A 10,516-nucleotide genomic window follows, 5' to 3' on the forward strand; every position below is an offset into this window, starting at 1 on the left:
CTCCCCTCCAGGGCCCCAGCAGCGCCCCAGGGATCGGGCGCTTCAAGCGCGGCCAGGAGCTGTTGGGTGAATGCAACGACCTGCTGGTGCTCCAGCGCGCCATCAACGATCAGCTGCAGAGCGAATTGGAGCTGAAACTGCCCCAGTTGGCCTGGCTACTAAACGTGAGCCAGAGCCACTGCTGGGAGCGTTGGAGCGAATTGGCACAGGAGCTGCTGCCCGCTCAGCAGCGCGGCCGGCTGCGGCGCGATCTGCTTTGGGGCGGTGGCGCCAGCAGCAAATTGGCGAGGCTGAAGCTGGGTTTGGGCCGACTTGCCGGCCCTTGGGGCTGAGCGGCACGATTCCCGCACGATTGCCGCACAGCTGGGTCATCCCTGCTGGATTCCCAAACGCGGCATGGCACCAGCTCCAGGCTGAGCCTGCTTGTCAGTGCCTTGCATGACCCCCTCCTGGAACCGCGGCCGTCTGCAGGCCCTGATCCGCCAGGGGTTGGGGGATTTGCCACTCATTCTGGCCTCCAACCGGCAGCCCTGGATCCACAGCAGTCGCAATGGGGCGGTGGTGGCGGAGCGGCCCGCCAGCGGCATGGTTACGGCCCTGGAGCCTTTGGCGGAGGCCAGTGGGGGCACCTGGATCGCCCATGGCAGTGGCACGGCCGATCGCCGCTGCGTCGATGCCGGCGACGGGGTGGCGGTACCCCCCGACCAGCCCCGTTATCGGCTGCGGCGTATCTGGTTGAGCGATGCCGAGTGCGATGGCTACTACAACAATCTGGCCAACCGCGGCCTCTGGCCCCTCTGCCATGTGGCCTTCGTGCCGCCCTTGTGCGATCCGGAGCACTGGCACACCTATCGGCTGGTGAATCAGCGCTTCGCTGAGGCCGTGCTGCAGGAGGCCGGCGATGGCCCTGCCCTGGTGTTCCTGCAGGACTTCCACCTGGCCCTGGTGGCGCCAATTTTGCGCCGGGCCAACCCGCTGCTGACCCTGGTGCAGTTTTGGCATGTGCCCTGGCCGAATCTGGAGCTGCTGCGCACTTTCCCCTACGCCGATGAGCTGGTGGAAGGCCTTTTGGGCAACGATCTCCTGGGCTTTCAGATTCCAGCCCACGCCGCCAATTTCCACCAGGCGGCCACCCAGGTGGGCCGCGGCGGCCATCCCACCCGGGTGGCCACCTATCCGATCAGCATCGACTACGACCACTGGAACCAGCTGGCCGCCTGCCCGGCGGTGGAGGCGGCGATGGGACGCTGGCGGCAGCGGCTTGGGGCGATCCAGCCGGACCTGCTGGGGGTGGGCATGGATCGGCTCGACTACACCAAGGGTCTGCCCCAGCGCCTGCGGGCGGTGGACCAGTTGCTGCTGCAGCGGCCGGATCTGCGCGGTCGCTTTCGCTTTGTGCAGCAGCTGGCCAATTCCCGCAGCCATATCTGTGAATACGGCGCCCTGCATGCCGAATTGGAGGCCCTTGCCGAGGAGATCAACCGCCGCTGGGGGGATGGCCACTGGCAACCGGTGCTGCTCTGCAGCGAGCGGTGTGAGCTCACCGATCTGATCGCCCTGCAGCGCCTGGGACGCTTCTGCCTGGTGAGCTCCCTGCACGATGGCATGAACCTGGTGGCCAAGGAGTTCGTGGCTGCCCGCATTGATGGCGATGGGGTGCTGATCCTGAGCCGCTTCGCTGGGAGCGCCCTGGAGCTGGGGGGAGCGCTCCAGGTGAATCCCTTCAGCGAAGAGGAGCTGGCGACGGCCATGGCCATAGCCCTGGCCATGCCGCAGCTGGAACGCCAGCGGCGCATGGCCCTGATGCGCAGCCAGGTGGCGGAGCACAACGTCTACCGCTGGGGCGGCCAGATCCTCTCCGACAGCATCGCTCTGGTGCCCCTGGCGGCCCATGGCTGAGCTCAATGGTGGCGGCCACTGGCATCTCGATGCCGTTTTCTATCAGGTGTATGTGCGCGGTTTCAAGGACAGTAGCCGGGATGGCAACGGCGACCTGCGCGGCCTGATCGAGAAGCTGGATTATATCGAAAGTCTGGGGTGAGCTGTTTGTGGTTGATGCCGATTTTCCCCTCACCCCTGCGCGATGACGGCTATGACGTTTCTGATTTTTTGGAGATTGATCCCTCGATTGGCAGCCTTGCTGATTTTCAGCAGCTCACCGAAGCGGCCCACCAGCGTGATCTGCGGGTGATCACGGATCTGGTTATCAGCCACACCTCCGATCAGCACCACTGGTTTCAAAAGGCTAGGCAGGGTCCCGATTCTCCCTTTTTCTCCTACTACGTGTGGAGTGACAGCGATGATCGCTACCCGGAAGCCCGGGTGATCTTCAGCGATACGGAACACTCCAATTGGGCCTGGGATCACCAGGCCAAGCGTTACTACTGGCACCGCTTCTTTAGCCACCAGCCCGACCTCAACTACGACCATCTGCCGGTGCAGGAGGCGATCCTCGATGTGATGCGTTTCTGGCTGGATCTGGGCATCGATGGCTTCCGGGTTGATGCCGTTCCCTACCTGTTTGAGCGCGAGGGCACCAACTGCGAAAACCTGCCGGAAACCCATGCCTTTTGCCGGCGCATGCGCCGCCTGATCGATGGGGAATACCCGGGCCGGATTTTGCTGGCGGAAGCCAACCAGTGGCCAGACGATTTGGTGGCTTACTTCGGCGAAGGCGATGAATTCCACATGGCTTTCAACTTCCCGTTGATGCCGCGCCTGTTCCTGGCGCTGCGGCGTGAAGACAACCGGCCCCTGATCGACTGCATTGAAACCCTGCCCGCCATCCCCGCCGATTGCCAGTGGGCCACCTTCCTGCGTAACCACGATGAGCTGACCCTGGAGATGGTGACCGATGCCGACCGCGATTACCTAACCAGCGAATATGCCCGCGATCCGCGCATGATGCTCAATGTCGGCATCCGACGGCGCCTGGCACCGCTGCTAGACCACGACCGCCGCCGCATTGAATTGCTCTACAGCCTGCTGCTCAGCCTGCCTGGTGCTCCGGTGATCTACTACGGCGACGAGATCGGCATGGGCGACAACATCTACCTGGGCGATCGCAATGGGGTGCGCACGCCGATGCAGTGGTCGGACGATCGCAACGCCGGCTTCTCATCGGCCGATCCCTCGAGGCTCTACAAGCCGGTGCTCACCGATCCGCTCGACAACTACCAGGCAGTCAACGTGGCGGCCCAGCTGCGCTCGCCCGCATCGCTGCTGCATTGGCTGCGCCACCAGTTGCGGCTTCGCAGCAGTCAGCCGGTGTTCAGCCGCGGCGAGATCCGCTTCGTGCAGGTCTCCTGTCGCAGCATCGTGGCCTTCACCCGCAGCCACCGCGGCACCACTGCCCTGCTGGTGCACAACCTGGCGGCCACCGTCCAGCCCGTGCACCTGGAGCTGGAGGCCTACGCCGGCCTGCGGCCGGTGCATTTCAGTGGCAACCACGGATTCCCGCAGATCCAGGCGGCGCCCTACTTCCTCAATCTGGCCCCCTACGAATCGCTGTGGTTTCTGTTGGAGCCTGCCTAAGCCGTGCCAGTAACCGTGCCAGTTCCCCTGCCACGCCAATCCCTGAGCGGGGCCATTGGCAGTGCCGCTGCCGTGCTGCTCTATCTGGATTACGACGGCACCCTGGTGCCGATCCGCAGCGATCCGAGCCAATGTCGCCTGCCGGATTCCCTGGCAGGGGTGCTGCAGCGACTGGCGGAGCGGCAAGCTGCACCGGTTTTTGATCTGGCGGTGATCAGCGGCCGCAGTCTCGACGACCTGCGGCGGCAGCTGGGGGCTGTGGCCACCCACCTCAGCCTGGCCGGCAACCATGGCCTGGAGATAGCCAGTGGCGGCCAGATCTGGCGCCATCCCGAGGCCGAAGCCCGCCGGCCCGAGCTCGATGCCGTAGCCGAGCTACTGGGCGAGCAGCTCTCCCGGTGGCCCCTGGCCTGGCTGGAGCACAAGGGCCTCAGCCTCAGCCTGCACAGCCGTGCCCTGGCCCCGGATCAGCGCCAGGCGCTGGCCCAGCAGCTGCTGCCCGTGTTGGACCAGATTCAGGCCGATGGTCTGTTCAGGTTGCGGCGCGGCCGCATGGTGCTGGAGATCCGCCCGGCCATCGATCACACCAAGGCCCATGCCGTGCAGTTGCTGGAGCGCTCGGCGGCGGCCCGGGGCCTGTGGGAGCCGCTGCGCCTCTACTGCGGGGATGACAACACCGATGAAGACGTGTTCAGCAACTGGCCCGGCGTGATCGGTGTGCGGGTGGGCCCCGGCTGGCAGGGGAGCAGCGCGCCCTACCGGCTCAGTGGCCCTGCCGGTGTGGCCCAATGGCTCAGGCTCCTGGACCGCATTTAGAGCTCACGCCACTCCTGGCCTGGAATTTTCAATGGCTGCCGATGGGGTGCATTGCCGAAATGGGTCCGGGCGAGTGCCAGCAGCTGATCTTCAGTGCAGGCGGTGTCATCGATGGCCACGGTTTCCAGGCGCCCCAACAGCGCCGGCTGGTGAATGCGCAGGTGCTCCTCCAAAAGATGGCGCAGGTCGCTCTGGCCCCGACCATGGCCGACCAGCAGCACCCGATCCGCTTCAGCCACCGCCTGGCCCAATTGACTGAGGTAGGCGTGGTCCAGGGGAGCTCTCTGGCCAGCGATGTCCCGGTCGTGGCGATGGCTGAGCCGTTGCCCGCAATCCCACAGTCCATGGGGGATCAACTCAGCCCTGTGGACCTCCTCCCCCTCCAGCCACCACAGGCGAGCGCCCTTGTGGTCGAGGTGGATCAGCAGCCGCCGGGCCTGGTCGCCCCGGGCGGCCTGGGTGGTGATGGCGTCGGGATGGTCGGGCGTGATGCCCGCCTGCTGTAACCAGTGGCGCAGCCGCAGGATCCCCTCCCCATCGAGGTGGGTGCGCTGCGGGCCAGAGGCGGCACGAAGGAACAGCACCTTCCCGCGCTGGCGCCAAGCTGCTCCAGCAATGCCTCCACCGCATCGGTGCGCAGGTTGTGCTGGATCGGGTGATCAAACAGCGCCTGCAATGTTCGTTGATGCTGATGCTTCATCACCACAGTGGAAACAGGGAGCCCAGTTCAACTGTATGGATGGCAATTAGGGCTGGCTGCAGCAGATCTGCTGGCAGATGCAGCACAGAAAGCCCCCTTTGACCAGGTGCTCTGCGATACATCCACCCTGTAGCCCACCTGCTGGCCGGGCCAATCCCTGCTGGTTAGGTTGCGCCTGGCTTCTTTCTGAAGCCATCCCTATCGGTGTGAGGACCCGATGACCCTTTCCAAAAAGCTGCTGCTGGCTTTAGCCGGCACCGGCCTGGTGGCCCCCATGGCCGCTTCCGCAAATGAATTGGCTTCGTTGGGCGGCAATGCTGCCATCAACGAGTACATGCAACAGCAAGATGTTGATCGTTTCCGTGCCTGGGAATCCAAAAACCAGGTCACCAGCGTCAACCAGTTTTCCGATGTGCAGCCCACCGACTGGGCCTACCAGGCGCTGAGCAACCTGGTGGAGAAGTACGGCTGCGTGGCCGGCTACCCCAACGGCACCTACAAGGGCGGCAACGCCATGACCCGCTATGAAGCGGCGGCCCTGCTGAATGCCTGCCTGGATCGCGTCACCGAAGTGACCGACGAGCTGCAGCGCTTGATGGATGAGTTCAAGGCTGAACTGGCCACCCTGCGCGGCCGCGTCGATGGCCTCGAGAAGAAGGTGGGCAAGCTGGAGGCCCAGCAGTTCTCCACCACCACCAAGCTGCGTGGTGAAGTGAGCATGATCGTCGGCGGTGTCGATAATTGGTTCGCCGATGTGGTGACCGGTCAGAAGCTTGATGCCAAAACTGGAGCTATTTCCGACGTAAAGAAAAGAACAAACCATAACAAGACAGCCTTTAACTATGACGTTAGGTTGAGTTTTGACACCAGCTTCAGCGGTAAGGATCTGCTGCGCACCCGCCTGCGCAGCGGTAATTTCAATGCTGATCCTTTTGGCAGCAGCGGCAATGTCTTCAAGCTCGATAAGGCTGAGGAAAATCCTACCAACGCTTCAACCTCCACTGTTTGGATCGATCGACTTTTCTATACCTTCCCAGTAGGCAAGGAAGTTAAGTTAACCGCCGGTGCCCTCGTTAGGAACACCGAAATGCTGTCGTTCCTTCCCACAGCCTTCAGCTCTGATATCCTTGATTTCTTTAACCTGGCTGGGGCCACAGGAACCTACAACAAGGCAACTGGTGCTGGCGCGGGCTTAACTTGGAAGCAAAATGTTGCTAAGGGCAAGCCTTTTGCAGCCTTTGACTTGAACTGGGTTTCTCAGACTGCCGAGAGGGCGTATTACGCAGAATCAACTACTGGAGCATTTGAGAATGATAGTGCTCAAAATATCCTCGCCCAATTTGGTGTGAAGGGCCAAAACTGGGGCGCGGCTGTTGCCTACCGCTACGGTTCGGAAAATGCCCAGCTGAGGGATCCCAACAGCCCCTCGAGCAGCTTCTTCCGTCGGCTTGGCCCTGGCCAGGAAAGCAACAGCGTTTCACTGGCTGGCTACTGGGTGCCGCTGGATGTCAAATGGCTTCCCTCGATTTCGAGCGGATTTAGTTATACTAACTATTCAGCCGGTGACACCGCTCGTACGCGCCCATCCGCAGACATCTGGTCATGGATGGTTGGTCTCAACTGGAAAGATGTCTTTGTCAAGGGTAACGAGGCAGGCTTTGCAATTGGTGCACCACAGTACGTAACTAGTTCTAATAGCACCAGTGCTAGCAAGCAGACTCCTGGCTATATGTATCAAATTCACTACAAGTATCAGGTTAGCAACAACATCTCCATTACCCCTGCCATCTTCTGGATCGATAACAACTACAACGACCTCAATGCTGGCTCCAGCACCTGGGGCGGCGTGATCCAGACGACCTTCAAGTTCTGATCTCTGCCTGGCAGTCGATTCACTCCTCACCGCACCTCGACTATCTCTCACACACACCATCAAGCCCCCAGCAATGGGGGCTTTTTATTGGCATTTTTGGTCCTCCCTTAACCAGCCGATAACGACGCCTGGGTGGGCTGGTTGCTATTTATTAAGAGACCCCAAAAGTCTTTTTCCATGACCTTCGCCAAGAAGGCCCTGATTGTCGGTACCGTTGCTGCGATCGGTGCAGGCACAACTTCTGCCGTCATCCCTGCGCTTGCCCAGGCCACCATCAGTGGTGCCGGGGCAACCTTTCCCAATGCCATCTACTCCCGCTGGTCCGCGGAGTATTTCAAGGACACCAAGAACAAGGTCAACTATCAGTCGGTAGGTTCAGGAGCGGGCGTGCGCCAGTACCTGGCAGGCACCGTTGACTTCGGCGGCACCGATGAAGAGCTCCAGGCTGCCGACTTCAAAAAAGGCGCTGCTGGCTCCCGCGGAGTCGTCCAGATCCCCATGGTGGGTGGCACCGTTACGCCGGCCTACAACAACCCTGGCTGCCAGAACCTCAAGCTCACCCAGCAGCAGGTAGCCGATATCTTCCTGGGCAAGATCACTACGTGGGATCAGCTCAAGTGTGGCAAGGGCAAAATCACCGTTGCCCACCGCTCAGACGGTTCGGGCACCACCTACGTGTTCACCAACTCCCTGGCCTGCTTCTCCAACGAGTGGAAGAGCAAAGTCGGCAAGGGCAAGGCCGTCAAGTGGCCTGTCGGTGTGGGTGGCAAGGGGAATGAGGGTGTGGCCGGTGTGATCAGCAACACTCCAGGCTCGATCGGCTATCTCAACCAGGCCTATGTAAAGGGCAAGATCAAAGCAGCTGCCGTGCAAAATAAGGCCGGTAAGTTTGTGATGGCCAACGACACAACTGGTGCTGCAGCCCTTAATGGCGTCAAGCTGGATGCAAATCTGGGCGGCGAAGACTGCAACCCCGCTGGTGTTAACGCCTTCCCGATTGCTTCTTTCACCTGGATCCTTGCCTATCAGAAGGGCAATGGTTCTAAAGCTTCAGATGTGCGTAGGTTCCTGCTCTGGGCCCTATCTCCCAAGGCCCAGAAGATGGCAGCTGAGCTCGATTACGTTCCCCTCAAGGGTGATGTGCTGAAGCGGGCCAAGGCAGCCGTCGCCAAGATCGGCCAGTGATCTGAATCCCTGAGAATTGCTGATTCAGTTTATCTAAGGGGCCTTCGGGCCCCTTTTTTCTGCCAACCTCCAGGCGGCCCCAGTCGATCGGCCGGCTTGATTGGCAATCTCAACCAATTGATGAACTAAGTCTGTAAACGTACTTTGATGCCCCTGCTTCCCCCTAGGCCAATTTTACGGCAGGCATGGTGGTTGGGTTTTTGGCTTGGGCATGCCTGGCTGGGCTGGGCCGGATTGGTTTCCCTGCCTGCTCGGGCGGAGGTGGGAGTTGGGCCCCGCTCCATCCTGATCGGCCAGTCGGCAGCCTTCAGTGGCCCCTCCGCTCAGCAAAGCCTGGAGTTCCGCGCCGGCGCCCATGAGGTGTTCGAGCAGGTAAATGCCCGGGGAGGCATCCATGGCCGGCAGCTCGTGATGGTGTATCGAGACGACCGTTTAGAACCTGCCCTGGCTCGCCGTAACACTGAGCGCTTCATCAAGGGCGACAAAGTATTTGCCCTCTTCGGCTACTTCAGCACTCCTACGGTGCAGGCGGTGCTGCCCCTGATCGAGCAGGCCAGGGTTCCCCTGATAGCCCCCCTTTCTGGTGCCCAGCTGCTGCGCTTGCCCGTCAATCCCCTGATTTTCAATATCCGCGCCAGCTATCACCAAGAGATCGAGGCGATCGTGCGCCACCTGCTCCGCTATGGAAAAGGTGCCATCGCCGTTGTCTACCAGAACGACGCCTACGGCCGCGATGGTTTGCAGGGGGCCCGCAAGGCCCTTGCCAGCCGGGGCCTGCGGCCCCTCTTCGAGATCCCGGTGGAGCGAAACTCCCGGGATACGCGCGAGGTGGCCCGGCGGGTTGCCCTCGCCCTGCCAGATGCGGTGTTGATCGTGTCGACGTACGGCACTACTTCCAGCTTCATCCCCAACCTGCGCAAGCAGGGCAGCGACGCCCAGGTAATGACGGTGTCAGCGGTGGGCAGCGATGCTCTGATCCGCTCCCTGCCCCCCGAGCATCGCCACGGGGTAGGCATCAGCCAGGTGGTGCCCTTCCCCTGGAATCCCCGGGTGCCGGTGGTGCGCGACTACCAGAACGCAATCCGTCGCAACCGCAGCGGGATCCGCTACGGCTTCTCCAGCCTGGAGGGCTACATCGCTGCCACCCTGTTCGTGCGGGCGCTGCGGGCGGCGGGCCCCGACCTCACCCGCGCCGGCTTGATCCGCAGCATCGAAGCCATGGGCAGTGTGAATCTGGGCGGCTACCGCGTCAGCTTCAGCCCCCAGCGCCGCCAGGGGAGTGATTTTGTCGAGCTCACCTTCTCGATGGGCCGCGATGGAGCCTTCATTCACTGATGCCAGCCCTACCCCCCGGCCTTGTTGGTTTAGACGCGTTGTTGCTCCGGGGGGGAGTGCTCCTCATCTATCTTGCCTTCGTGGTGCTCACCGCTGGGGCCCTTGTTCTGGCGCGCTGGGTGAAGGCCCGCGGCAGCCTGAAGCTGCAGCCTGGCCTGCTCAGTCCGCTTGGGTCGCTGTATACCCTTACCACCGCATTTCTGCTCTCCAATGTGATCTTCCAGTTCACCATCCTGCGCACGGCCCTCACCGAGGAGGTGGTTACGATCAACAAACTTGGCGCAGTGATGTCCGTGCTGCCAGTGGATCAGCGCATCGAGGCCCGGCGGCTGCTCTACGACTACGCCGACTCGGTTGCCCATGATGAGGCCCAGGCCATGCTCCTAGGTCAGCGCAGCGAGATAACCCAGGAACGTATTGACCGCCTGAGGGATTTTCTAGCCAGCCCCGATGCCAGCCTCCCCGAGGGGGGGGTGGTCACCCCGGAATCCGCCAGCTACATGGAAAGGGCCAGCGACTTCAGCTTCGACCTCATCGATGCCCGGGAGCGGCGCCTCTCACTGGCCCGGCAGACCCTCCCGGCGCGGCTCTGGCTGGCCATTGCCGTGATGTATTTCGCCCTGGCGCTGTTGGCCTTTTTGGTGCAGGGGGGAGCTTGGACCACCACCTGGGTGGCCACGATTCTCCTTTTGGCCGCTCCGGTGCCAGCTGTGATGCTGTTTGTCTACGCCAACCCGATCGCCAATGGCCTGATCGACATCACGGCCACCATTGAGGTGGCGCTGGAGCGCAGCCTGTGATGCCCCGTGCCTGCGCTGCTGCTTTGGCGCTCGCGGCCCTGCTGGCAGGTTGCACTGGCGGCTCCACGGAGAATCCCACGGATGGCTCCGCGCTCCCCCCGTTGCGCGGAGCCACCAGCACCTTTGCCGCCTCGGCCTTCCTGCGCTGGTTCAACCAGCTCGCGGTTCACCCGGGCATCGTTGCCGAGCTGGAAGTGGTGGGTTCGGGGGCGAGCATCCGCTCCTTCCTGGCCGGGCAGGTTGACTTCGCCGTCACCGACAGCCCGCCCTCCC

The 10,516-nt window shown here is 62.3% G+C and carries 11 protein-coding genes; 10 read left to right on the forward strand and 1 reads right to left on the reverse strand.

What is annotated here, in order from left to right; genetic code table 11:
• From KBZ15_RS10875 to otsB, 5 genes are all read left to right on the forward strand, one after another.
• Positions 1–332: hypothetical protein (locus KBZ15_RS10875; protein WP_396123443.1), on the forward strand; the 332-nt coding region annotated here is incomplete at its 5' end.
• 106 nt (positions 333–438) lie between these two features.
• A complete protein-coding gene (locus tag KBZ15_RS10880; RefSeq protein ID WP_255015251.1) occupies positions 439–1,899 on the forward strand; it encodes a trehalose-6-phosphate synthase in 1,461 nt (486 codons plus the stop codon).
• Positions 1,892–2,041, forward strand: coding sequence for a hypothetical protein (locus KBZ15_RS10885; RefSeq protein ID WP_255015253.1), 150 nt, complete (start codon positions 1,892–1,894; stop codon positions 2,039–2,041). Before KBZ15_RS10880 ends, KBZ15_RS10885 begins: the two co-directional genes overlap by 8 nt.
• Positions 2,042–2,055: 14 nt before the next feature.
• Positions 2,056–3,534: a maltose alpha-D-glucosyltransferase gene (gene treS / locus KBZ15_RS10890; RefSeq protein ID WP_255015254.1), complete on the forward strand. Its 1,479-nt coding sequence runs from the start codon at positions 2,056–2,058 to the stop codon at positions 3,532–3,534.
• A 15-nt stretch (positions 3,535–3,549) separates the two neighbouring features.
• Entirely contained in the window at positions 3,550–4,350 is an 801-nt protein-coding gene (gene otsB, locus KBZ15_RS10895; RefSeq protein ID WP_255015255.1) for a trehalose-phosphatase, read from the forward strand.
• On the opposite strand, the gene KBZ15_RS10900 is transcribed toward otsB, so the two are convergent.
• Positions 4,347–4,934, reverse strand: coding sequence for a hypothetical protein (locus tag KBZ15_RS10900; protein ID WP_255015256.1), 588 nt, complete (start codon positions 4,932–4,934; stop codon positions 4,347–4,349). The genes otsB and KBZ15_RS10900 overlap by 4 nt on opposite strands.
• A 333-nt stretch (positions 4,935–5,267) precedes the next feature.
• Here KBZ15_RS10900 and KBZ15_RS10905 point away from each other — a divergent pair, with 333 nt between their 5' ends.
• The 5 genes from KBZ15_RS10905 to KBZ15_RS10925 all read left to right on the forward strand — a co-directional run.
• Positions 5,268–6,923, forward strand: coding sequence for an iron uptake porin (locus KBZ15_RS10905; RefSeq protein ID WP_255015258.1), 1,656 nt, complete (start codon positions 5,268–5,270; stop codon positions 6,921–6,923).
• Positions 6,924–7,100: 177 nt separating this feature from the next.
• Positions 7,101–8,108 (forward strand): phosphate ABC transporter substrate-binding protein PstS, encoded by a 1,008-nt coding sequence (gene pstS, locus KBZ15_RS10910; RefSeq protein ID WP_255015259.1) that lies wholly within the window; start codon positions 7,101–7,103, stop codon positions 8,106–8,108.
• A 234-nt stretch (positions 8,109–8,342) separates the two neighbouring features.
• On the forward strand, positions 8,343–9,443 hold the full coding sequence (locus KBZ15_RS10915) for an ABC transporter substrate-binding protein (protein WP_255015260.1): 1,101 nt from the start codon (positions 8,343–8,345) through the stop codon (positions 9,441–9,443).
• 56 nt (positions 9,444–9,499) lie between these two features.
• Positions 9,500–10,243: a DUF4239 domain-containing protein gene (locus KBZ15_RS10920; RefSeq protein WP_255015261.1), complete on the forward strand. Its 744-nt coding sequence runs from the start codon at positions 9,500–9,502 to the stop codon at positions 10,241–10,243.
• On the forward strand, positions 10,243–10,516 hold a 274-nt coding region (locus KBZ15_RS10925; protein ID WP_255015263.1), incomplete at its 3' end, for a substrate-binding domain-containing protein. The genes KBZ15_RS10920 and KBZ15_RS10925, both read left to right, overlap by 1 nt.

Source organism: Cyanobium sp. BA20m-p-22, assembly GCF_024346275.1.
GTDB lineage: Bacteria > Cyanobacteriota > Cyanobacteriia > PCC-6307 > Cyanobiaceae > Cyanobium_A.

Bases quoted from the DNA above. Each gene is read 5' to 3' on its own strand.
- KBZ15_RS10880 (WP_255015251.1), top strand. From the start codon at position 439: ATGACCCCCTCCTGGAACCGCGGCCGTCTGCAGGCCCTGATCCGCCAG.
- KBZ15_RS10885 (WP_255015253.1), top strand. From the start codon at position 1,892: ATGGCTGAGCTCAATGGTGGCGGCCACTGGCATCTCGATGCCGTTTTC.
- treS (WP_255015254.1), top strand. From the start codon at position 2,056: ATGCCGATTTTCCCCTCACCCCTGCGCGATGACGGCTATGACGTTTCT.
- KBZ15_RS10905 (WP_255015258.1), top strand. From the start codon at position 5,268: ATGACCCTTTCCAAAAAGCTGCTGCTGGCTTTAGCCGGCACCGGCCTG.
- pstS (WP_255015259.1), top strand. From the start codon at position 7,101: ATGACCTTCGCCAAGAAGGCCCTGATTGTCGGTACCGTTGCTGCGATC.